This is a genomic window from Isoptericola variabilis, from assembly GCF_050311655.1.
In the GTDB taxonomy this organism is placed as follows: Bacteria; Actinomycetota; Actinomycetes; order Actinomycetales; family Cellulomonadaceae; genus Isoptericola; species Isoptericola variabilis.
Genome location: NZ_JBNOZM010000011.1, coordinates 84,849 through 105,973 on the forward strand (window position 1 = coordinate 84,849; position 21,125 = coordinate 105,973).

At 74.4% G+C, this 21,125-nt stretch carries 18 protein-coding genes; 6 read left to right on the forward strand and 12 right to left on the reverse strand.

Annotated features, from left to right (window positions below):
* Positions 1 to 30: 30 nt before the first annotated feature.
* From ACQP60_RS20310 to ACQP60_RS20335, 6 genes are all read right to left on the reverse strand, one after another.
* Complete coding sequence (locus tag ACQP60_RS20310; protein ID WP_429736349.1) at positions 31 to 1,092, reverse strand: ABC transporter ATP-binding protein; 1,062 nt, start codon at positions 1,090 to 1,092, stop codon at positions 31 to 33.
* Positions 1,089 to 2,114 carry an ABC transporter permease gene (locus ACQP60_RS20315; RefSeq protein ID WP_429736351.1) on the reverse strand — a complete coding sequence of 342 codons (1,026 nt, stop codon included), beginning with the start codon at positions 2,112 to 2,114 and terminating at the stop codon, positions 1,089 to 1,091. The genes ACQP60_RS20310 and ACQP60_RS20315 overlap by 4 nt, the downstream gene beginning before the upstream one ends.
* 1 nt (position 2,115) lies before the next feature.
* Positions 2,116 to 3,096 (reverse strand): ABC transporter permease, encoded by a 981-nt coding sequence (locus ACQP60_RS20320; protein WP_429736353.1) that lies wholly within the window; start codon positions 3,094 to 3,096, stop codon positions 2,116 to 2,118.
* On the reverse strand, positions 3,093 to 4,253 hold the full coding sequence (locus ACQP60_RS20325) for an ABC transporter ATP-binding protein (RefSeq protein WP_429736355.1): 1,161 nt from the start codon (positions 4,251 to 4,253) through the stop codon (positions 3,093 to 3,095). The genes ACQP60_RS20320 and ACQP60_RS20325 overlap by 4 nt, the downstream gene beginning before the upstream one ends.
* Positions 4,253 to 5,932, reverse strand: a complete 1,680-nt coding sequence (locus ACQP60_RS20330) for an ABC transporter substrate-binding protein (RefSeq protein WP_429736357.1) — start codon at positions 5,930 to 5,932, stop codon at positions 4,253 to 4,255. Before ACQP60_RS20330 ends, ACQP60_RS20325 begins: the two co-directional genes overlap by 1 nt.
* Before the next feature lie 67 nt (positions 5,933 to 5,999).
* The gene (locus ACQP60_RS20335; RefSeq protein WP_429736359.1) at positions 6,000 to 8,534 is read right to left on the reverse strand and encodes a beta-d-glucosidase; all 2,535 of its coding nucleotides are present in this window, start codon (positions 8,532 to 8,534) and stop codon (positions 6,000 to 6,002) included.
* A 184-nt stretch (positions 8,535 to 8,718) separates the two neighbouring features.
* Between ACQP60_RS20335 and ACQP60_RS20340 the strand changes: the two genes are divergently transcribed.
* Entirely contained in the window at positions 8,719 to 9,360 is a 642-nt protein-coding gene (locus ACQP60_RS20340; RefSeq protein WP_429736361.1) for a TetR/AcrR family transcriptional regulator, read from the forward strand.
* Between the two features lie 78 nt (positions 9,361 to 9,438).
* Here ACQP60_RS20340 and ACQP60_RS20345 read toward each other — a convergent pair whose 3' ends face one another.
* On the reverse strand, positions 9,439 to 10,581 hold the full coding sequence (locus ACQP60_RS20345; RefSeq protein ID WP_429736363.1) for a S1 family peptidase: 1,143 nt from the start codon (positions 10,579 to 10,581) through the stop codon (positions 9,439 to 9,441).
* A 117-nt stretch (positions 10,582 to 10,698) separates the two neighbouring features.
* On the opposite strand from ACQP60_RS20345, the gene ACQP60_RS20350 reads away from it, so the two are divergent.
* On the forward strand, positions 10,699 to 12,123 hold the full coding sequence (locus ACQP60_RS20350; protein WP_429736365.1) for a TrkH family potassium uptake protein: 1,425 nt from the start codon (positions 10,699 to 10,701) through the stop codon (positions 12,121 to 12,123).
* Positions 12,124 to 12,210: 87 nt separating this feature from the next.
* Here the strand turns inward: ACQP60_RS20350 and ACQP60_RS20355 are convergent, their stop codons facing one another.
* Positions 12,211 to 12,744: a hypothetical protein gene (locus ACQP60_RS20355; RefSeq protein ID WP_429736367.1), complete on the reverse strand. Its 534-nt coding sequence runs from the start codon at positions 12,742 to 12,744 to the stop codon at positions 12,211 to 12,213.
* 165 nt (positions 12,745 to 12,909) lie between these two features.
* Between ACQP60_RS20355 and ACQP60_RS20360 the strand changes: the two genes are divergently transcribed.
* The gene (locus tag ACQP60_RS20360; protein ID WP_429736369.1) at positions 12,910 to 13,680 is read left to right on the forward strand and encodes an alpha/beta hydrolase family protein; all 771 of its coding nucleotides are present in this window, start codon (positions 12,910 to 12,912) and stop codon (positions 13,678 to 13,680) included.
* Here ACQP60_RS20360 and ACQP60_RS20365 read toward each other — a convergent pair.
* The 3 genes from ACQP60_RS20365 to ACQP60_RS20375 are packed head-to-tail and all read right to left on the reverse strand — an operon-like array spanning position 13,667 to position 16,522.
* Complete coding sequence (locus tag ACQP60_RS20365; RefSeq protein WP_429736371.1) at positions 13,667 to 15,310, reverse strand: DUF7059 domain-containing protein; 1,644 nt, start codon at positions 15,308 to 15,310, stop codon at positions 13,667 to 13,669. The genes ACQP60_RS20360 and ACQP60_RS20365 overlap by 14 nt on opposite strands.
* The gene (locus ACQP60_RS20370) at positions 15,307 to 15,900 is read right to left on the reverse strand and encodes a hypothetical protein (RefSeq protein ID WP_429736373.1); all 594 of its coding nucleotides are present in this window, start codon (positions 15,898 to 15,900) and stop codon (positions 15,307 to 15,309) included. The genes ACQP60_RS20365 and ACQP60_RS20370 overlap by 4 nt, the downstream gene beginning before the upstream one ends.
* Positions 15,901 to 15,943: 43 nt before the next feature.
* Positions 15,944 to 16,522, reverse strand: coding sequence for a hypothetical protein (locus ACQP60_RS20375; protein WP_429736375.1), 579 nt, complete (start codon positions 16,520 to 16,522; stop codon positions 15,944 to 15,946).
* Positions 16,523 to 16,621: 99 nt separating this feature from the next.
* On the opposite strand from ACQP60_RS20375, the gene ACQP60_RS20380 reads away from it, so the two are divergent.
* From ACQP60_RS20380 to ACQP60_RS20390, 3 genes are read left to right on the forward strand one after another with little or no spacing between them, the layout of a single operon-like run.
* Positions 16,622 to 17,164 (forward strand): DinB family protein, encoded by a 543-nt coding sequence (locus ACQP60_RS20380; protein ID WP_429736377.1) that lies wholly within the window; start codon positions 16,622 to 16,624, stop codon positions 17,162 to 17,164.
* Positions 17,165 to 17,206: 42 nt separating this feature from the next.
* Positions 17,207 to 18,109: a hypothetical protein gene (locus ACQP60_RS20385; RefSeq protein WP_429736379.1), complete on the forward strand. Its 903-nt coding sequence runs from the start codon at positions 17,207 to 17,209 to the stop codon at positions 18,107 to 18,109.
* Positions 18,106 to 18,681 (forward strand): DinB family protein, encoded by a 576-nt coding sequence (locus ACQP60_RS20390; RefSeq protein ID WP_429736381.1) that lies wholly within the window; start codon positions 18,106 to 18,108, stop codon positions 18,679 to 18,681. The genes ACQP60_RS20385 and ACQP60_RS20390 overlap by 4 nt, the downstream gene beginning before the upstream one ends.
* Before the next feature lie 117 nt (positions 18,682 to 18,798).
* Here ACQP60_RS20390 and ACQP60_RS20395 read toward each other — a convergent pair whose 3' ends face one another.
* The gene (locus ACQP60_RS20395; RefSeq protein ID WP_429736383.1) at positions 18,799 to 21,087 is read right to left on the reverse strand and encodes a sodium-translocating pyrophosphatase; all 2,289 of its coding nucleotides are present in this window, start codon (positions 21,085 to 21,087) and stop codon (positions 18,799 to 18,801) included.
* Positions 21,088 to 21,125 lie beyond the last annotated feature (38 nt).

Below are 21,125 nucleotides of genomic sequence, written 5' to 3' on the forward strand. Positions count from 1 at the left end.
TGCTGGACGGCGGGTCGGCCCGGCAGCAGGTCAGCGGGCGAGCTCCGGCGGGAGGCCGACGCCCGAGATCGCGCCCGAACCCTCCCCGACGCCCGCGGCGACGAGGTCGGCGTCGTGCAGGTGGCACGCGACCCGGCGGTCCTCGCCGGTGCGAGGCGGGCCGAGCACGGGCCGCACGTCGCGACAGACGTCCATGGCGTGCGGGCACCGCGGCGCGAACGGGCAGCCCGGGCCGAGGCGCTGCAGGTCGGGCGGGGCACCGGGGATGCCGCTCAGCTCGCGCCGCGGGCCGTGCAACGGCGGGAACGACCCGAGCAGCCCGGCGGAGTACGGGTGCCGGGGCCTGCGGTACACCTCCGAGGCGGTGGCCTCCTCGACGATCTCCCCGGCGTACATGATCGCGATGCGGTCGGCGACCTCCACCAGCAGGGAGACGTCGTGGGTGATGAGCACGACGGAGAACCCCAGCCGGTCGCGCAGCTCCATGATCTGCTCGAGGATCTGGCGCTGCATGACGACGTCGAGCGCCGTCGTCGGCTCGTCCATGAGCAGCACCTGCGGCTCCAGCGCGAGCGCCATCGCGATCATCACGCGCTGCCGCATGCCGCCCGAGAGCTGGTGCGGGTAGGCCCGCAGCCGGTCGGCGGAGATGCCGACCATCTCCAGCAGCTCCGCCGCCCGCGCCTCGAGGTCCCCGGCCGACAGCCCGGGGCGGTGGGCGCGGATGCCGTCGGTGAGCTGACGCCCGATCCGGAAGACCGGGTTCAGTGAGCTCATCGCGCCCTGGAACACGATGGCGACGTCCCGCCAGCGGGCGGCGCGCAGCTGCGCGTCGGTGAGGCCGAGGACGTCGCTGCGCCGGCCCTCGCGGTCGGTGAGCCACACCTCCCCGCCGGTGATGAGGCCGGGCGGCGGCAGCAGCCGGGTCGCCGCGTACGCGAGGGTCGACTTGCCGCAGCCCGACTCCCCCGCCAGCCCGAGCACCTCGCCGCGGTGCAGGGTGAGGTCGACGCCGCGCAGCACGTGCGTCGGGTCGTCGCCGAAGCCGTAGTCCACGTGCAGGTCGCGGATCTCCAGCACGGGCTCGCTCATCGTTCCTCCTCGCCGGGCCGTGCGGCCCGCCACTGGTCCCGGACCACCGGGGTGAAGCCGACGCGCGGGCGGATGCCGCGGCGGCGCAGGGTGCGCGCGTGCATGCCCGTGCTGCGCAGGCGCGGGTTGACCAGCTCGTCGATGCCGAAGTTGATCAGGGTGAGCGCCATGCCCAGCAGGGCGATGCACAGGCCGGCGGGGACGAACCACCACCAGGCGCCACGCTGCAGCGCCAGGTTGTTCTGCGCCCAGAACAGGATGGTGCCCCAGTTCCACTCGCTCACCGGCGTGATGCCGATGAACGCGAGGGTCACCTGGCTCAGGACGGCGAACGTCACGGTGCCGACGAAGCCTGCGGCGATGATCGCCGTGAGGTTGGGCAGCACCTCGGCCAGGACGATCCGCCAGGTGCGCTCGCCGGTGGCCCGCGCTGCCTCGACGAAGTCGCGCTTGCGCAGCGACAGCGTCTGGGCGCGCAGCACGCGCGCGCCCCACGCCCACCCGGTGACGCCGATGACGAGCGCCACCGTGATGCCGCCCGCGCTCGGCAGCTGGGCGGCGATGATGATGATCAGCGGCAGTTGCGGGATGACGAGGAAGACGTTGGACAGCGCCGAGAGCCCCTCGTCGCCCAGCCCGCCGACGAACCCGGCCGTGACGCCGACGATCACGCCGAGCACGGTGGCCCCGAGCCCGGCGACCAGCCCGACGACGAGCACCCCGCGGGTGCCGACGATGATCTGGGACAGGATGTCGCGCCCCGTGTGGTCGGTGCCGAGCCAGTGCGCGCCCGACGGCGGTTGCAGCAGCGCGGTGCTCACCTGGTTGGGGTCGTACGGCGCGACCCACGGCCCGACGACGGCGAGGATCCCGAAGAAGACGAGGATCACGATGCCGACCAGGGCCTTGGAGTTGCGCAGGAACAGCAGCCGGGGCCGCCGGCCGGGGCGCGCGACGCCCTCCCCGACGTCGTCCGCCCCCGTGGGTGCCGCGACCTCGATCGCGGTGGTCGATGTGGCCATGTCAGCCCTCCTGCCGGGTGCGGGGGTCGAGCGCCGCGTACGCCAGGTCGGCCACGAGGTTGGCGACCAGCACGGACAGCGTGATGACGAGGAAGCAGCCCTGCATCAGCGGGTAGTCGTGGGTGGAGACGGCCTGGTAGAGCGTGTAGCCGATGCCCTGGTAGCTGAAGACCATCTCCATGACGAGCGTGCCGCCGACGACGAAGCCGAGGGCCAGGGCGAAGCTGGAGACCTGCGGCAGGATCGCGTTGCGCGCCGCGTACCCCACGACGACCGCCCGCGCGGGCAGCCCCTTGGCGTGCGCCACGGTGACGTAGTCCTCGCTGGAGACGGTGACCATCATGTTGCGCATCCCGAGGATCCAGCCGGAGATCGACGACACGACGATGGTCAGCGCCGGCAGGGTGCCGTAGTAGATCACCGAGCCGACGAACTCCCAGCTCAGCGACGGCACCATGCCGCGGTCGTAGCTGCCGTTGGACGGGAACCAGCCCAGGTTGACGGCGAAGACCGCGATGGCGATGAGGCCGAGCCAGAAGTACGGCACCGCCGAGAAGAACGTCGTGATCGGCAGCAGCGAGTCCGCCCAGGTGCCGCGGCGCCAGCCGATGCCGGTGCCCACGGCCGTGCCGAGCAGGAACGCGATGATCGTGGCGACGCCGACCAGCCCGACCGTCCACGGCAGGGCCTGCGCCACGATGTCGGCGACCGGCGTCGGGAAGTGGGTGAAGCTCAGGCCCAGGTCGCCGTGCAGCAGCATCTGCCAGTAGTGGACGTACTGGTCCCACAGCGACATGTCCTGGTCGAGACCGAAGAGCACGCGCAGCGACTGCTCCGCGTTCGAGTCGATCCGGCCCTGCATGCGCCCCATGAGCGCGGTGACCGGGTCGCCCGGCAGCAGCCGCGGCACGAAGAAGTTGATGGTGACGGCGGCCCAGGCGGTGAACACGTAGAACACCGCGCGCCGCAGCGCGAACCTCATGCGTCCCCTCCCGTCGGCGGCACGGTCGGCGCCACGGTCGGCGTCACTGTCCGAGGCACGGCGGGCGCGTCCGCGCGGTCGGAGTACCCCCAGCAGGCGGCCTGCCGCGGCTCGCCGCCCGGCCCGTGCCCGACGTCGAGCAGGGGCGGCGCCTCGGCGGCGCACAGGTCGGTGGCGAACGGGCAGCGGGGGTGGAAGCGGCAGCCCGACGGGGGCGTCACGAGGCTGGGCGGCTCGCCGCGCGGGGCGCCCTCGGGCCGCTCCGCGAGGTTCTCGGGGTCGGGGGCGGACGCCAGGAGCAGCCGCGTGTACGGGTGCTTCGGGTCCTGCGTGACGGACTCGCTGTCCCCGGCCTCCACGACCCGCCCCGCGTACATCACCAGCGTGGTGTCGGCGAAGTACCGGGCCGACGCGATGTCGTGCGTGATGTAGAGGATCGCGAGGTGCAGCCGGTCGCGCAGGTCGGCCAGCAGGTTGAGGATCCCGAGCCGGATGGACACGTCGAGCATGGAGATCGGCTCGTCGGCCAGCAGCACCTCCGGGTCGGCCGCGAGCGCCCGCGCGACGGCGATGCGCTGGCGTTGCCCGCCGGACAGCTCGTGCGGGTACTTGTCGACGTACCGCTCGGCGGGCGTGAGGTGCACGCGCTCGAGCAGCTCGGCGAGCGCACGCTCCAGCTCCGGCCCGCGCAGCCGGCCGCGGTGGATGCGCAGCGCCCGCGTGAGCGTGTACCGCACGGGGTGCACGGGGTTCAGCGAGGCGAACGGGTCCTGGAAGATCATCTGGACGCGGTTCACGTAGCGGCGGAACGCCCGGCGCCCGCGCACCCGGGCGTCCGCGCCGCCGAGCAGCAGCCGGCCCGCGGTGGCGGGCTGGAGCTGGGCGAGCAGGCGCGCCACGGTCGACTTCCCGGAGCCGGACTCGCCGACGAGGGCCACGACGCGGCCCGCGTGCAGCGCGAGGTCCACGCCGTCGACGGCGTGCACGACGGCGCCGCGGCTGCTGCCCCGGCGTGCGCCTCGAACAGCAGTGCCGCCCTTGACGGGGTAGTGCTTGGTGAGCCCGACGGCCTCGAGCACGGGCGCGCCGGGGTCGGTACGGGGGGTACCCCCCGGGGCGCCGGCGGGCGCCCCGGGGGTGGGGGTGTGGAGGGACATCAGGACGCGGGCTCCAGGTGCATGACGATCTGGGCCGCCTGGACCCCGGTGGGCTGCGGCTGGTTGTACGGGTCGTCCTCCGACGGCCAGCCGACGTAGTTCAGGGTCGAGTACTGCGCGGTGGCCGGGCGCGACCAGATGGGGATGGCCGGCACCTGCTCCACGTACACCTGCTGGATGGTGTCCATCGCGGCCTGGCGCGCGGCGTCGTCGGTGGCCGCGGCGTACTCGGCGAACGCCTTCGTGGCGGCGTCGTCCTGGAAGCGGCCGAAGTTCCACGTGGCCGCCTCGCCGAGCTTCTTGTACTGCGCGCCGTCGAACTGGTCGGCGTACATGTCCCACGGGGTGGCGCCGCCGTCGGTCCAGTGCAGCGTGGCCTGGAAGTCGCCCGGCGGGACGACGTCGGCGAACCAGCCGTCCTGGTTGACGGGGTTGACGGTGGCGTCGACGCCGAGCGTCGCGGCCGCGTTCTTGATGAGGTCGAGCGCGGTGAGGTAGTCGTTCCAGCCGGCGGGGTTGGTGAGCTCGAAGGTCACTTTCTCGCCGTCCGGGTCGACGAGCTTCTCGCCCTCCCAGGTGTAGCCGGCGTCCTTGAGCACCGCCTTGGCGCCCTCGACGTCGACGGCGAGGTCGGCGTCCGCGTACGCCTCGGAGAGGTACGGCTCGCCGGCGGGCAGCGGCAGCCCGGTGGCGTTGGTCAGCGGCGGGTTGACGCCCGAGGTGGCGACGTCCACCAGCTCCTGGCGGTCGATGACCATGTTGAGCGCCTGGCGGAAGGCGACGTCGTCGAACGGCTTCTTCTCGTTGTTGAGGAACAGCGCGTCGATGCCGAGGCCGGCCGCCGCGTACTGGTGGAAGTGCTCCGGGTCCTGCGCGATGTAGACGTTCTCGTAGTCGGCGATGAACGTCCAGCCCCACTGCGCCTCGCCGGTGGTGAGGGCCGTGGTGAGCGCGTTGTTGTCGTTGTACGACGAGTACCGGATCTCCGGGACCTTGGGCTGGCCTCCCCAGTAGTCGTCGCGGGCCTTGACGGTCGCGGCCTGCGGTGTCCACGACTCGAGCGTGTACGGGCCGGTGCCGACGGGGTCGGTGTTGGTGAACGTCGTCGGGTCCTCGACGTCCTTCCACAGGTGCTCGGGCACCATGAGCAGGTCGTACAGCTTGGACTGGTTGACGTACTGCGGGGCCGTGAACGACACCGTGGCGGTCTTCCCGTCCGACTCGACGGAGTCGTACGGCAGCGCGGCCGCGTTGAGGCCCTCGTGGTCGATGCGGAGCTGGATCGAGAAGGCGATGTCGTCGGCGGTGAAGTCCTCGCCGTCCGACCACGTCACGCCCGACCGCGGCGTGATCACGGCCTGCGTGTAGTCCTCGTTCCACTCGACCTTCTCGGCCAGCCAGGGCTCCGGGTCCTCCGACGGCTTGGCCTGGTTGCGCATCATGAGCGGCTCGTAGATGACGAACGCGTAGCCGAGCGAGAGCGCGGACGAGCCGGTCGCGAACGGCGACTGGTTCTCCGTCTGCACGCCGTTGGGCATGCCGACGGTCAGGGTCTCGGTGCCGACGCCGCCGGACGAGGCGGACGGGTCGTTCCCGCCGGCGCTGCCGCCACAGGCCGCGGCCAGCATGGCGACGACCGCGGCGCTCGCGACCGCCGTGCTGAGCTTGCGGATTCTCACGGTGTGCCTCCTTGCACGAGCCCCGCCGCCGTGGCGGGGCGATGGGTGGGTGATCGGTGCTGGATGGTCAGGACTGGGTGCCGGGCGCGACGACGAGGTCGACGTCGCGCCGCGGGTCGCGCACCGACCGGCTCGCGGTGAGCCGGTAGGTGCCGGGCGGGGTGGTCCAGCCGCCGGCGGCGGCGTCCCACGTCTGGAGGGCGCGGCGGGGCACGCGCACGTCGGCGGTGGCGCGCTCCCCCGGTGCGGCGTCGACGACGGCGAAGCCGCCGAGCCAGCGCACGGGGCGCGCGGGGTCGGTGGTGGCCGTGCCCGCGGGCGGGGTCACGTACACCTGGACGACCTCGCGCCCGGGCCGGGAGCCGGTGTTGCGCACGGTGACGTGCACGGCGACGTCCGCGTCGCCCGGGGCGAGCCCGGGGGCGGCGAGGTCCGCCACCTCGTACTCCCACGTCGTCCAGCCCAGCCCGTGCCCGAACGGGGCGGCGGGCTCGGGCCCGGCACCGGATCCGGTGCCGGCGGCGAGGCGCCGCTCCCAGGCGCGGTAGCCGACGTCGAGCCGCTCGGCGTAGTCGACGACGCCGCGGACGGGGATCGCGTGCGGCACGGGCACGTCGTCGGCGCGGGCCGGCAGGGTCCACGGCAGCCGTCCGGACGGCTCGGTGACGCCGGTGAGCACGTCCGCGAGGCCAGTGCCGGCCTCCTGGCCGGGCAGCCAGCCCCACAGCACGGCGGGCGCGTCGTCGTACCAGGGCAGCAGCACCGGGGCGCCGGCGTTGACGACGACGACGGTGCGCGGGTTGGCGGCGAGCACGCGGCGCACCAGCGCGTCCTGGTTGCCCGGCAGCGCGAGGTCGGCGCGGTCGTAGCCCTCGGACTCGACCTCGTGCGTGGTGCCCACGACGACGACGGCGACGTCGGCGTCCCGGGCCGCGGCAGCCGCGGCGTCGAGCTCCTCCTCGGCCGTGGGCCCCGGCAGCCGGTGCACCAGCGCGCCGCGCACGAACCTGTCGTAGCCGACGGGGTGCACCACCTGCAGGTCGGCCTCGAGCAGCGCGCTGCCCCCGCCCTCGACGGCGAGGGTCGCGGCGATCGGGTGGTTGTGGCCCGAGGCGAGGATGACGTCCTCGTCCACGACGACGTCGCCGGCGGAGGCCACGCGGCCGTCCACCGTCACCCGGTGCACGCCCACCGTGCCCACCCCGAGCTCGTGGGTGCCGGGCTCGTCGGTGCGGACGCGCGCGGCGAGCCGCAGGGTGGCGTCGTCGGGCCCGACGTCGGCGCACCAGCCCTCCCAGGCCGCCGCGGTCTCGGCGCGGCGCACCGCGCCGTCCGCCGCGAGCCACTCGAGGCGGACGCCGGGCGCCCCGGTGACGGGGTCGGTGCAGCGGGCCAGGTCGAGGGCCGGCGGGTTGCGCAGCACCCGCGACCCGGCGACGACGTCCACGACCGAGCCGGTCGGCAGCGCCGCGCGCAGCGCGTCGGCGGGGTAGGTGAGGCGGTCGGGCACGACGAACGACGACCCCCCGCCCTGGAAGAACGGCTCGACCGCGTGCGCCCCGAGCAGCGCCACGCGCAGGGGCGCGCCGTCGGGCCCGTCGGCGAGCGGCACCAGGCCGTCGTCGTCCTTGAGCACGACGACGGAGCGCGCGACGAGCTCGCGCAGCAGCGGCACCGCGTCCTCGGCCGGGACGGCGCGGACGTCGCCCGGGAGCGAGCCCTGCCGCGAGGCCGGCAGCGGGAGCCGCCCGACGCGGTGCGCGAGCCGCAGCAGCCGCCGCACCTTGTCGTCGAGGTCCGCGACGGCCACCTCCCCGGACCGGACGGCGTCGAGCAGACCGTCGCCCCACGGCCCGTCCGGGCCGGGCATCTGCACGTCGAGGCCGCCGCGCACGGCGGCGGCCACGGACTGCGTGGCCACCCAGTCGCTCACCACGAGCCCGTCGAAGCCCCACTCCTCCTTGAGCACACCGGTGAGCAGCGGGCGGTGCTCGAGCGCGGGCGCGGCCACCGTGCCGTCGTCGACGCCGCTGTAGGCGCCCATGACGCTCCACGCGCCGGCCGCGACGAGGCGCTCGAACGGCGCGAGGTACACCTCGCGCAGCGTCCGCTCGTCGACCCGGGCGAGGTAGCGGGTGCGGTCCGTCTCGGAGTCGTTGGCCACGTAGTGCTTCACGCACATCCCGACCCCGCGCTCCTGCGCCGCGGTGACGAGCGCGACGGCGACCTCGGCGGTGAGGTGCGGGTCCTCCGAGTAGCACTCGAAGTGCCGACCGCCGACGGGCGTGCGCTGGAGGTTGACCTGGGGTGCCAGGACCACGTCCACGCCGTGCCGGCGGGCCTCCGCCGCGAAGAGCCGACCCGTGCGCCCGGCCAGGTCGACGTCCCACGTGGCGGCGAGCGCCGACGGGGCGGGGAGCATCGCGGAGGTACCGCGGCCCTGCGGGTCGCGCACGCCCACCGGTCCGTCGGACATGACGACCGGCTCGAGCCCGATCCGCTCGACGGCGTGCGTCGCCCACATGGACGCGCCGACCACGAGGGCGGCCTTCTCCTCGAGCCCGAGGAGGTCGACGAGCACGTCGATCTCCCTGTCGGTCACGGCGTCCGTGCTGACACCCGTGCTGGTGTCCGTGCCGGCGTCCCTGCTGGCGTCGGTGCTGGTGACAGCGGTCTGCGATGACACGCGGCGGTACTCCCTCGTCCTGGTCGGCGTCGACTGCGCCCAGTAGATCACAGTTACTGACAGGTAAGTAAGTAGAGCAAGGTCACAGTATGGTGACGCCATGGCAGACGGCAGCGCCCCGCGACGGACCCGCCCCTCGAAGGCCGAGCGGCGCGAGGAGATCCTCGCCGCGGCGACGCGGGTGTTCGGCTCGAAGGGCTATCACGCGGGGTCGCTCGTCGACGTCGCCGAGCAGGTGGGGATCACGCACGCGGGCGTGCTGCACCACTTCGGCAGCAAGGACAAGCTGCTCTGGGCCGTGCTCGAGTACCGCGACCGGGTGGACGTCGAGCACCTCGAGGGGCAGCACATCCCGGGCGGCCTGGACCTGTTCCGCCACCTCATGACGACCGCGCGGATCAACGCCGACCGGCGGGGCATCGTGCAGGCCTACGCGGTGCTCACGGGCGAGTCCGTCACCGACGGCCACCCGGCGGCAGCCTGGGTCACCGAGCGCTTCACCGTGCTGCGCGGCGAGATCGCCGCGGCCGTGCAGCAGGTGGCACGGGAGCGCGGGGCGGAGCTGGACGACGCGCACGCGCGCCGGGCCGCGAGCGCCGTCATCGGCGTCATGGACGGCCTGCAGGTGCAGTGGCTCCTGGACCCCGACGCCGTCGGCCTCGCCGAGGACACCGCCTTCGCCATCGAGGCGATCCTCGCCGCCGCGCTGGCCGGCCCGGACGCCCCCCGCACCGTCGTCTGACGACGCGCCCCTCCCCGCGCACGACGACGGGCGCGCCCCCGACCACGGAGGCGCGCCCGCCACGGGCCTGCGCGCCGGCTACGCGCCGCCGGTCACCAGGGTGAGGTCGTAGGCGTCGAGGATCTCGCCCACCGGCTGGAAGAACGTCGTGCCGCCGGACGTGCAGTCGCCGGACCCACCGGAGGTCACGCCCTGGGCCTGGTCGCCGGCCAGCAGCGAGCCGCCGGAGTCGCCCGGCTCCGCGCACACGTCGGTGCGGATGAGCCCGTCGACGGTGCCCTCGGCGTAGGACACCGAGACGTCGAGCGCCTCGACCGTGCCGCAGTGCCAGCCCGTCGTGGAGCCGGAGCGGCACACCTGCGCCCCGACCGGCGCCGGCTCGGCCCCCGCCACGGCGACCTGGCCGCCGGCCCAGTCGTTCACGGCGCCCACCGGCGTGCTGCCGGCGCCCACCTGCACGTACGCGTAGTCGTCGCCGGGGAAGCTCGACCCGGCGAACGTCCCCGTGGGCTGCGACGTCGGGGCCCCCGCGGAGCCGCAGTGCCCCGCGGTGACGAAGCCGTCCGTGACGGCGAAGCCCACGGAGCAGCGCGTCGCCCCGTCGATGTAGTACGCGTTGCCGCCGACGACGTCGTCGAGCACGCGCGGCCGCTCGGCGGCGGTCGTGACGGTGGCCGCCCCGTCGGGCACGCCTGCCTCGGCGAGCGCGGCCCGCGCGTCGTCGGCGGCGCCGTCGAGCGCCTCCACGACGAGCGTGTTGTCGCGCAGGTCCACGTGCCAGCCGGTCACGCCGCCACGGGCGGCGCCGGCGGCGTCGTCCATCGACTGCGCCCAGCCCTCGAGCTGGTCCAGCGAGTACCGGGCGTCGACGGTCCGCGCGCCCACGGCACGGGCGGCGGCGGAGCCGTCGCCCGTCGTGGCGACGTACCACCGGTCCTGCTCGGGGTCGAGCCACGCGCCGGCGAAGTCGTCGCCGAACGCCTCCCGCAGCCGCTCCTGCGCGGCCGCGGCGTCGTCCTGGAAGTCGAGCCGTGCCACGGCGCGCTCCTTCGACACGCCGAGGTCGTCCGTCATGGCCTGCAGGAGCCCCGCCGGATAGCGGTCCGCGCCCGCAACGTCGTCGTCGGGGCTCGGGGCGGCGGCCTGGGCCGCCGCCGCGCTCGCCGCGAGCGTGAGCCCTGCGACCGTGACGGCCATCGTCCTGAAGGTCGTGCGTCTCATCGGAGAATTCCTTCCGTCAGGTACCGGACGGTTGCCCGGCGCACCACACGCTACGGGGGCGACCAGCCGACGGCCAGGGCGCGCCCAGCCACCCGGCGGGGTGCACACTGTTCCTTCGTGCACCCGATTCCGTGGCTGCGCCCGCACCGGGTGCCCGCGACATCCCCCGCCTCGCCCGCCAGCCTGCGCCGTCGTCCGGCGCAGGTCGTCACGCTCGCGTTCCTCGCGACGATCGCGGCCGGCACGTTCCTGTTGAGCCTGCCGATCAGCGCCACGGGACGCACCGCGAGCTTCGTCGAGGCCCTGTTCACCGCGACGTCCGCGACCTGCGTCACCGGCCTCGCCGTGGTGGACACCGAGCACTTCTGGACGCCGTTCGGGCAGGTCGTGATCCTGCTGCTCATCCAGGTGGGCGGGTTCGGGGTCATGACGCTGGCGTCCCTGCTCGGCCTGCTGCTGACCCGCCGGCTGGGGCTGAGCACCCGCCTGGTGGCGACCGAGTCGACGCGGTCGGTCGGCATGGGCGACGTGCGGCGCGTGCTGCTCGGGGTGCTGCGGTTCACGGTGGTCACGGAGGTGGTGGTGGCCGCGCTGCTCACGGTGCGGTTCGCCGCCGCCTACGACGAGCCGCTCGGCCACGCCGTCTGGTCCGGCGTCTTCCACGCCGTGTCCGCGTTCAACAACGCGGGCTTCTCGATCTACAGCCAGAACCTCGTGCCGTTCGTCGCCGACCCGTGGGTGTGCCTGCCGATCTGCGCGGCGATCATCATCGGCGGGCTCGGCTTCCCCGTGCTCCTGGAGCTGTGGCGCCTGCACCGCACCCGCCGCACCGAGGACGGCCCGACCGACCTGCAGCGGCTGTCACGGTGGAGCGTGCACACCCGGCTCACCCTGCTGATGACGGCGGTGCTGCTGTCGGTGGGCACCGTGTTCTTCCTCGCGGCCGAGTGGCGCAACCCCGGCACGTTCGGGCCGCTCGACCCGCCCGCCAAGGTGCTCGCGGCATTCACGCAGGCCGTCATGCCGCGCACCGCGGGGTTCAACTCCGTGGACCTGTCGCAGGCCAACAACGGCACGTGGTTCTTCACCGACATGCTCATGTTCATCGGGGCCGGCTCGGGCGGCACGGCCGGCGGCATCAAGGTGACGACGTTCGCCGTCCTCGCCGTCGCGATCTGGTCGGAGCTGCGGGGCGACCCCGACGCCACCCTGTGGGACCGCCGCCTCACGCCGGGCACCCAGCGACAGGCGCTCACCGTCGCGCTCGTCGGCGTCGCGGCGGTGGTGGTGCCCACGCTCGCGATCACGCTGTCCACCAGCCTGTTCACCCTCGACCAGGTGCTGTACGAGGTGATCTCAGCGTTCAGCACCACCGGCCTGTCCACGGGCATCACCGCCGACATGCAGCCGTGGCACCAGCTCGTGCTCGTGGCCCTGATGTTCCTCGGCCGCCTCGGGCCCATCACGCTCGGCACGGGCCTCGCGATGCGCGACCGGCAGCGCCTGTACCGGCGCCCGGAGGCGGCCGTCGTCATCGGCTGACGACCGCCCCCGAGCATCGAGCGTGCTGGATCGATCCTCGTTCCAGCCGTGTGAGGATCAATTCAGCACGCACGATTCCTCACGGTGTCAGCAGTTCGTGCCGGCGTAGGTGCCGACGGCCTGCGCGGCCTCCTGGAACTCCGAGCCGGTCATCGCGGACATGGCGTCCTGCAGCTTCGTCATCGACTCGGCGTCCGTGGGGTTCTCGGCCGCGGCCCCGATGCCGTCCGTCGCGGTGCGGAACGACGTGGCCAGCGTCTCCCAGTCGTCGGCGATCTCGGCGGGCGGCTCGCTGACGCCCTCGAGCGTGGCGGTGAGCTCCTCGAGCTTGTCGACGGTGGGCTGCAGGTCCGAGGGGTCGACGTCGCTCATCGCCGACGACGCGTCGGTGAGGGCCTGGACGGCGCCGCAGACGTCGCCGCCGGCCGCCTCCTCGGCCGGGGCCTCCTCGGCGGCGCTCTCCTCGGGCGCCTGCTCCTCGGCGGCGGCGGTGCCCTCGCCGGAACCGGAGCCGGAGTCGCCCGAGCCGGAGCAGGCGGCGAGGCCGAGGGTGAGCAGGGCGGCGGCGGCCACGGCGGTCGCACGGGTCGTGGCACGGGTGATCGTCAGTCGGTTGCGCATGGTGACCATCGTGGCCGACCGGGGGCATCCGCGCGCCCTGGCCCACCGGGGAGAGGTCCCCATGTGTCGAGGGTCACCGCGGGTGCACGGGTGACACACTCGTGCCGCACGACGACGCCGGGAGCATGGCCGGCGTCGGGCCCACGCACGAGGGAGGACGGACCGATGGCCGAGCGAGTGACGTTCCCGAGCAGCACGGGCCCGCGGCTCGCGGGCATCGTCGACCGGCCCGAGGGAGAGGTGCGCGGCTGGGGCCTGTTCGCCCACGGGTTCACGCTCGGCAAGGACTCCCCGGCGGCGGCGCGGATCTGCAAGCAGCTCGCCGCCGAGGGCATCGGCATGCTCCGGTTCGACAACCTCGGCCTCGGCGACTCGGAGGGCGACTGGGGCGACGGCTCGTTCACCGTGAAGGTCGCCGACACGGTGCTCGCCGCACGGTTCATGGCCGAGCAGGTCACCGACGGCGACCCGCCGGCCCTCCTCGTGGGGCACTCTTGGGGCGGGGCCGCCGTCATCGCCGCGGCGCAGGAGGCGGGGGCGCGCGCCGTCGCCTCCGTGTGCGCGCCGTTCGACCCCAGCCACGCCGAGCACCAGTACGACGACCTCGTGGACCAGGTGCTCGCCGAGGGGAACGCCGTCTGGCAGGTGGGCGGCAAGCGCCTCAACCTCAAGCGCGGGATGGTCGAGGACGTGCGCGACGCCGATCTCGACCACCGCATCGCCGACCTCGGCCTGCCGCTGCTGATCATGCACTCGCCCACCGACCGCGTCGTGGGCATCGAGAACGCCAGCCAGATCTTCGCGGCCGCCCGGCACCCCCGCAGCTTCGTGGCGCTCGAGGGCAGCGACCACCTGCTCACCGCGCCCGGTCAGGCGCAGCGCGCCGCACGGATCGTCAGCGCGTGGGCCGACCCCTACCTCGCTACGCCGCGGTAGCGGGCCGGAGGAAGCCGTCGCGCACGAGGCCGCGGACGGCCGGGAGCAGCTCGGCCCGGAGATCGTCGGCGGGGACGTCGAGCAGCGCGCCGAGCGCGCCGACGATCTGACCGACGGCGAGCTCGCCGTCGCACACCCCGACGAACGCCGCCAGGCCGGTGGAGGCGTGCACCCCGCGGCCCAGCCCGTCGCCCTGCCGGACCACGACGACGTTCGGGTCCGCCTGCCCGGGCGTGTGGAACCGCTCCTCGGTGACGTCGTCCGCCACGACGAGGTGAGCGTCGGCGAGTGCCGCGTCGTCGCGCGCCTCGAGCCAGTCGTGCGCCGCGAGCGACGCCGCGACGTGCGCGCCGAGCGGCTGGTGCACCGACCCCGTGTGCTCCTCGAGACGCCGCAGCGTGGGTCGCGCGCCGTCCGACGGCCGGCGGAGCGTCACGATGCCGAAGCCGACGGCCTCGACGTCGCGGGACGCGAAGTCGTCCAGCCACGCGCCGTAGGCCGCGGCCCACGCGCCGGGCTCCCGCTCCGCGGTGGTACCGCCGTCGCGGATCCACGTCTCCGCGTACTCGGCCGGGTCGAGCACCTCGCGCTGGATCACCCAGCCGTCCAGGCCCGCGGCGTCCAACCACGCGCCGACGCGCTCGTCCCACGGCTCGCCGCGCCGGTGCTCCCAGTTGCCCAGCAGCTGCGCGACGCCGCCCGGCGCGAGCACGCCGCCGACGTCGCGGACCAGGTCGCGCACCAGGTCGTCGCCGGAGCGGCCGCCGTCGCGGTACTCGTAGTCGCCCAGCGCGTCCGCCACGGCCGCGCCCGCGGCACCGGAGTGCGGGGTGATGACGAACGGCGGGTTGGAGACCACGAGGTCGAAGCGCTCCCCCGCCACCGGCTCGAGCATCGACCCGTGCCGCAGCGCGACGTCCACCCCGTCCGGCGGGGTGTTGAGCGCGAGGTTGAACCGAGCGAAGCCGAGCGCCCGCCGCGACAGGTCGGTCGCGACGACGTGGCGCGCGTGCCGCGCGGCGTGCAGCGCCTGGATGCCGCAGCCCGTACCGAGGTCGAGCACGCGACCGACGGGCGTGCGGACGGTCACCTGGGCGAGCGTCGTGGACGCGCCACCGGCGCCCAGCACGTGGTCGGTCGCGAGGCGGCCGCCCGTGGCCAGCTCCGCGAGGTCGCTCGCCAGCCACCACGACGCCTCGCCGCCCGCGTCGACGGCGGCGTACGGGCGCAGGTCGACGACGGCGCGCACGGCGTCGTCGTCGGCCTCCCCCGCGGCGGCCACGAGGCCGAGGCGGGCGGCGCCGGCCGTGCCGAGGCCGGGCAGCGCGCGGTCGAGCCCCGCCCGCGGCACCTCGTCGCCGAGCAGGAAGAGCCTCGCCAGCGCGGCGCGCGGCTCGTGCACGGGGGCCACGTCCGCGAGGGCGCGGCGCGCGGGCACCGTCTGCTCACGGTGCAGCGCCGCCGACGCGACGTCGCCCAGCGCCTCGCCGACCCCGTCGACCGTGTAGCCCGCCGCCGTCAGGCCCGACCGCAGCGCGTCGACCAGGGGCGCGACCTCTGCGGTCGCGCCGGGCACGGGCGTCGACGCGGGTGTCGAGGCGGGGGCCGACGTCGTGCCGTCCGTCGTCATCGGCCCGCGCACTCGGTCGCGAGGAACGACGTGATGTCCTTGGCGGCTGCCGTGGCGTCGGCCGTGTCGTCGGCCGTGATCGCGCCGGCCATCGCGGAGCTCACCCGGTTCGCGTCGTCCTCGTCGACGTCCTCGAACGCGGTCGCCACCCGGTCCAGGTAGCCGGCCATCGTGCCCCACGGCCCCGCCACGCCCTGGGCCGGCTCTGCCTCCGCCATCGCCTTGTCCGCGGTGCGGAAGCTCTGCACCAGCGCGCGCGGGTGCTCGGGGCTCAGGTCGACGAGCGCCCGGTTGGTCGTGGACCACGTCTGCTGGAGCTCGGCGCAGGTCTCGGCGTCGAGACCGCCCTCCGCCGCGTCGGCGCTCGGGTCGGGGGACGGCGCGGCGTCCGACCCGGAGTCCTTGGACCGGCTCGGCTCGCCCTCGACGCCCATGGCGAGGTCGCCCGGGATGGAGACCGCCGGGGCCGGCTCCGCCACCGGCTCCTCCCCGCCGTCCGACTGCCCGCAGCCGGCCAGCGCGGCCCCCGTCACGAGCATCCCCACGACGACGACCGGGAGGTGGCGGGGCAGGAGGCGGGCGCGGCGCATCCCCCTATGGTGCGACACCTCCCCCGCGCGCGGAAATCTCCGCTCAGTCGGCGGGCGCGTCCGAGGGGTTCTCGTCGTCCGGGGCGTCGGTGGCGCCGCAGTCGTCCTTGAGGAAGGTCGTGACGCGGTTCGACGCCGCCGTCATCGCCTGGGTGTCCAGGCCCGCCAGCGCCTCGGCGACGGCGGTCGCGACCTCGTCCTCGTCGGCCGCCTCGATCTCGTCGGCGACCGCGCCGACGTACGTCGCGACGGTGAGCCAGTCGTCCCGCACCTCGGCGGGCGGCCGCACCTCGGCGAGCGCGTCGCGGGCACCCACGAAGCCGCGCCGCAGCGTGGCGGGGTCGTCGGCCGTCATCCCGACCTGCAGGCTGGCCGACCGTGACCACGCCGCCTGCACCACCGGGCACTCGTCGGGCGGGCCCGCCTCGAGGAGCGCCTCGGCCGGGGCACCCGCCTGCCACACGAAGCCGGACGCCACGCCGACGCCGAGACCCAGGAGCAGCGCGACCGCGCCGGCCGCCGCCAGCGACGACCGACGTCGCCAGGGCCGCGGCACCGGTCGCCTGAGGCGACCGACCAGGCCGCGCGGCGCGCCCGCGACGCGTCTCGTCCTGGCCCTCATGCTGCCGAAGGGTACCGGGAGAGGCTGCGCCCCCGGAACGTCGCCGCAGGTGGGAGGCCGCCGCTTGACCCCTGGCGGGCGTTCGGCCAGATTACGCGCGTGACCTCTACCACGCCCGGCCTGTGGGTGCATCCCGAGAACGACCCGCGTGCGACGGGCGTCGACCCGGTCGGCGAGAAGGAGACCCTCTGGGAATACCTCTGCCGCTACCGCATGACGCTGGTCATGAAGTGCGAGGGCCTCGACGCCTCCCAGCTCGCGCGCCGGGCCGTGCCGCCGTCGACCCTCTCGCTGCTCGGGCTCGTCCGGCACCTCGCCAACGTGGAGCACCACTGGTTCCGCCGGGTGCTGGAGGGACGCGACGAGCGCGGCCCGTTCGAGCTGCCCGGCTACCCCGACGTCGACTTCGACGGCGCCCTCCCGGACGCGACCTGCGTCGACGAGGCGTGGGACGCCTGGCACCGCGCCGTCGAGGTGGCCGACGACTGCTTCGCCGGCGAGGACCTGGGCCGCGAGGTGCCCTACGACGGCGGCACCGTCGAGGCGCGCGACGTGCTGCTGCACGTGCTCGAGGAGTACGCCCGGCACATGGGGCACGTCGACCTGCTGCGCGAGTGCATCGACGGGCGCACCGGGCTGTAGCCCGCGCTGTGGCCCCGCCCGCGGCCGCGTAGCGTGCCGACCATGGCGGGTGTGCGGAGCTTCCTCAGCGGCGTCCTGGTCCTGCTCGCGGTGCTGGCGGCGGTGGTCACGGTGCCGGCGCGGTACGTCGAGGGCACGCTGCTGGACACGGACGCGTACGTCGCGGCGACGGCGCCGCTGGCGGAGGAGATCACGACGCAGGACGCGGTCGCCGAGGCGCTGACGGACACGGTCACGGGGCAGATCGACTCGGGGGTGCTCGCCGGGGCGCTGCGCCCGGTGATCGGCGAGGTGGCCGACGTCTTCGTGCGCTCCGACGCCTTCCCGCCCGCGTGGGCGGAGGCCGCCCGGCAGGGGCACGCCTCGACGGTGGCGGTGCTGCGGGACGACAGCGACGTCGTGGACGCGGCCGACGGCGTGGTCACCCTGCCGCTCGACCCGTTCCTGGAGTCGATCGGCCAGGCGCTGCGCGACCGCGGGCTGCCCGTCCCGGAGGGCTTCGCGACGACCGGGGCGGACGTCGTCCTGTACGCGTCGGACGACCTGGCCACCGCCCAGTCGGTGGTCGCCGCCCTCGACCGGTGGACGCCCTGGGCGCTGCCGGTGACGGTGCTGCTCGCCGTCCTGGCCGCGCTCGTCGCCCGGCCCGGTCGGCGCCTGCGGACGGTCGCCGTGACGGGGGCGCTGGCCGCCGTCGCGATGCTGGTGCTGCTCGTGCTCCTGCCGGAGGCCGTGCAGGCAGGCTTCGCCGGGCTCGACGTCGGCGAGTCCGGGCGCCAGGTGCTGGACGACACCGTCGACGCCCTGCTGGTGCCGCTGCGCACCCAGCTGTGGTGGGCGTTCGGCGTCTCCGCGGCGGTGGGCGTCGGTGCGGCCGTCACCGGCGGCGTGGCGCGGAGTATGCGCTTGCATCGCGACCCCTCCGACGGTCGGATGTCCGGATGAACGACGCGACGCAGCGCACCCCGCGCAAGTTCCCCGACCTGTGGGTGGACCCCGAGGACGACCCCCGCCAGCAGTGGGCGGACCCGGTGGGCGAGCTGCAGACCCACTGGTCCTACCTGCGGTCCTACCGCGCCACGATCGAGATGAAGTGCGAGGGGCTCGACGCCGAGCAGCTCGCCCGCCGCTCCGTGCCGCCGTCGACCCTCTCCCTGCTGGGGCTGGTGCGGCACCTGGCGAAGGTGGAGCACTCGTGGTTCCGCCGCGTGCTGCAGGGCCGGATGGACCTCCCGAAGCTCTACGTCGCCGACGGCGGCCCCGACTGGGACTTCGACGGCGCCGTCGCGGACCCGGAGGTCGTCGCGGAGGCCTGGGCCACCTGGCGGCGCGAGACCGAGGCGGCCGACGCCTGGCTCGCCACGCAGACCGACGCCGACATGGCGCGCGTCGTCCCGTTCGACGGCACCACCTCGACGGTGCGCGACATCCTCGAGCACCTCGTCGAGGAGTACGCCCGTCATGCCGGGCACGCCGACCTGCTGCGCGAGACGATCGACGGCCGCACCGGCCAGTAGCCCTGCCCGACAGGCAGCACGGAAGTCGCCGAGGGAGTTCGACATCCCCGCGAGGTGGTACCTCGCGAGGTGTCGAGCTCCCTCGGCGATCCTGGAGCTACCTCGCGGCGGGTGGCGCTATGCCGCGGGGACGCTGGCCGACTCGTCCGCCTGCTCGCGGTCCACGCGGGCGGCGCGGAGGCGGGACATGATGACCGCGCCGAACGCGATCCCCGCTGCCACGACGGCGATGACGATGCGCACCACCTGGTTCGCGTCGGCCGGCACGCTCAGCATGACCACGGCGGGCGCGATGAGCACCGACACCAGGTTCATCACCTTGATGAGCGGGTTGATCGCCGGGCCGGCGGTGTCCTTGAACGGATCGCCGACGGTGTCGCCGATGACGGTGGCGGCGTGCGCCTCGGAGCCCTTGCCGCCGTAGGCGCCGTCCTCGACGATCTTCTTCGCGTTGTCCCAGGCGCCGCCCGAGTTCGCGAGGAAGACGGCCATGAGGACACCCGCGCCGATCGCGCCGCCGAGGAAGCCGGCGAGCGGCCCGACGCCGAGGCCGAAGCCGACCGCGATGGGCGCGAACGCCGCCAGCAGACCGGGGGTGGCGAGCTCGCGCAGCGAGTCGCGCGTGCAGATGTCCACGACACGGCCGTACTCGGGCCGCTCCTCGTAGGTCATGATCCCGGGGTGCTCGCGGAACTGGCGGCGCACCTCGAACACGATCGCGCCCGCCGCGCGGGTCACGGCGTCGATGGCGAGCCCGGAGAACAGGAACACCGTGGCGGCGCCGAGGATCACGCCCACGAGCGTCACGGGCGACACGATCTCGAAGCTCAGCATGGCCGGGACCAGGCCCGCCCCCGCCTCCGTGACGTCGGCCAGCGCGGTCGACACGGCGTCGGCGTAGGACCCGAAGAGGGCCGTCGCGGCGAGCACGGCCGTCGCGATCGCGATGCCCTTGGTGATGGCCTTGGTCGTGTTGCCCACCGCGTCGAGGTCCGTGAGGATCTGCGCGGCCTCGTCGTCGACGTCGCCGGACATCTCCGCGATGCCCTGCGCGTTGTCGCTCACCGGGCCGAAGGTGTCCATCGCGACGATGACGCCGACGGTCGTGAGCAGGCCGCAGCCCGCCAGGGCGACCAGGAAGAGCGACAGCCAGAGCGATCCGCCGGCCAGCAGGAAGACGCCGCAGATGGCGGCGGCGATGACGCCCGCCGTGTACACGGCGGACTCGAAGCCGACCCCGATGCCGGACAGCACGACCGTGGCCGCGCCGGTGCGCGACGTCGCGGCGACGTGCAGCGTCGGCTTCGACGTCGTGCCCGTGAAGTAGCCGGTGATCCACAGGATGATCCCCGCGAGCACGACGCCGATGATGACGGCCAGCGAGGCGACGACGCGCGGGTCCGCGGTGACCTCGCCCAGCTCGGCCGTGCCGGACAGCTCCGCGAACGACGACGGCAGGTAGACGAACGCGGCGACCGCCGCGAGGAGGGCGCCGACGACGGCGGACAGGTAGAAGCCGCGGTTGATGGCCTTGAGCCCGTTCTCGCTGCCGCGCACCCGGGTGACCAGCACGCCCAGCAGCGCGACGAACGCGCCGACGGCGGTGACGATCAGCGGGAACACGAGACCCTCTTCGCCCATCACGGCCCGGCCCAGGATGAGCGCGGCGACGAGGGTGACCGCGTACGACTCGAAGAGGTCGGCGGCCATGCCGGCGCAGTCGCCCACGTTGTCGCCCACGTTGTCGGCGATGGTCGCGGCGTTGCGCGGGTCGTCCTCGGGGATGCCCTGCTCGACCTTGCCGACGAGGTCCGCGCCGACGTCGGCCGCCTTGGTGAAGATGCCGCCGCCGACGCGCATGAACATGGCGAGCAGCGCGGCACCGAAGCCGAAGCCCTCCAGCACGGCCGGCGCCTCGGTGCGGTACACGAGCACGACGAGCGCCGCACCCAGCAGCCCCAGGCCCACCACGGACATGCCGACCACGCCGCCGGTGCGGAACGCGATCCGCGCGCCCTCGGCGCGCCCGTCGGGACGGGTCGACGCCGCCGCCACCCGCACGTTGGCGCGCACCGCGAGCCACATGCCCAGGTAGCCGATCGCCGCCGAGAACCCGGCCCCCACGAGGAACGCGATCGAGCGGCCCACCCGGACCCCGCCGTCGCCCGGCAGCAGGAACAGCAGGGCGAACACCACGACGGCGAAGATCGCGAGGGTGCGGAACTGGCGGTTGAGGTAGGCGGAGGCCCCCTCCTGGACGCCCCGCCCGATCTCCTGCATGCCTGGCGTGCCCTCGGGGGCGGCGAGCACCTGCCGCCGCAGGGTGCCCGCACACACGAGCGCGGCCAGCGCGATGACGGCGATGACCGCGACGATCGTGATGCTGCTGGAACCGAACGTGAGCATCCGTCCTCCTTGACGTGCTTCCTCGACCCGGCGGGGAC

What these genes read in the sequence shown, in the direction of transcription:
- ACQP60_RS20310 (WP_429736349.1), bottom strand. Translation starts at nt 1,092, where the DNA reads ATGAGCGAGCCCGTGCTGGAGATCCGCGACCTGCACGTGGACTACGGC.
- ACQP60_RS20315 (WP_429736351.1), bottom strand. Translation starts at nt 2,114, where the DNA reads ATGGCCACATCGACCACCGCGATCGAGGTCGCGGCACCCACGGGGGCG.
- ACQP60_RS20320 (WP_429736353.1), bottom strand. Translation starts at nt 3,096, where the DNA reads ATGAGGTTCGCGCTGCGGCGCGCGGTGTTCTACGTGTTCACCGCCTGG.
- ACQP60_RS20325 (WP_429736355.1), bottom strand. Translation starts at nt 4,253, where the DNA reads ATGTCCCTCCACACCCCCACCCCCGGGGCGCCCGCCGGCGCCCCGGGG.
- ACQP60_RS20340 (WP_429736361.1), top strand. Translation starts at nt 8,719, where the DNA reads ATGGCAGACGGCAGCGCCCCGCGACGGACCCGCCCCTCGAAGGCCGAG.
- ACQP60_RS20345 (WP_429736363.1), bottom strand. Translation starts at nt 10,581, where the DNA reads ATGAGACGCACGACCTTCAGGACGATGGCCGTCACGGTCGCAGGGCTC.
- ACQP60_RS20355 (WP_429736367.1), bottom strand. Translation starts at nt 12,744, where the DNA reads ATGCGCAACCGACTGACGATCACCCGTGCCACGACCCGTGCGACCGCC.
- ACQP60_RS20360 (WP_429736369.1), top strand. Translation starts at nt 12,910, where the DNA reads ATGGCCGAGCGAGTGACGTTCCCGAGCAGCACGGGCCCGCGGCTCGCG.
- ACQP60_RS20365 (WP_429736371.1), bottom strand. Translation starts at nt 15,310, where the DNA reads ATGACGACGGACGGCACGACGTCGGCCCCCGCCTCGACACCCGCGTCG.
- ACQP60_RS20370 (WP_429736373.1), bottom strand. Translation starts at nt 15,900, where the DNA reads ATGCGCCGCGCCCGCCTCCTGCCCCGCCACCTCCCGGTCGTCGTCGTG.
- ACQP60_RS20375 (WP_429736375.1), bottom strand. Translation starts at nt 16,522, where the DNA reads ATGAGGGCCAGGACGAGACGCGTCGCGGGCGCGCCGCGCGGCCTGGTC.
- ACQP60_RS20385 (WP_429736379.1), top strand. Translation starts at nt 17,207, where the DNA reads ATGGCGGGTGTGCGGAGCTTCCTCAGCGGCGTCCTGGTCCTGCTCGCG.
- ACQP60_RS20390 (WP_429736381.1), top strand. Translation starts at nt 18,106, where the DNA reads ATGAACGACGCGACGCAGCGCACCCCGCGCAAGTTCCCCGACCTGTGG.
- ACQP60_RS20395 (WP_429736383.1), bottom strand. Translation starts at nt 21,087, where the DNA reads ATGCTCACGTTCGGTTCCAGCAGCATCACGATCGTCGCGGTCATCGCC.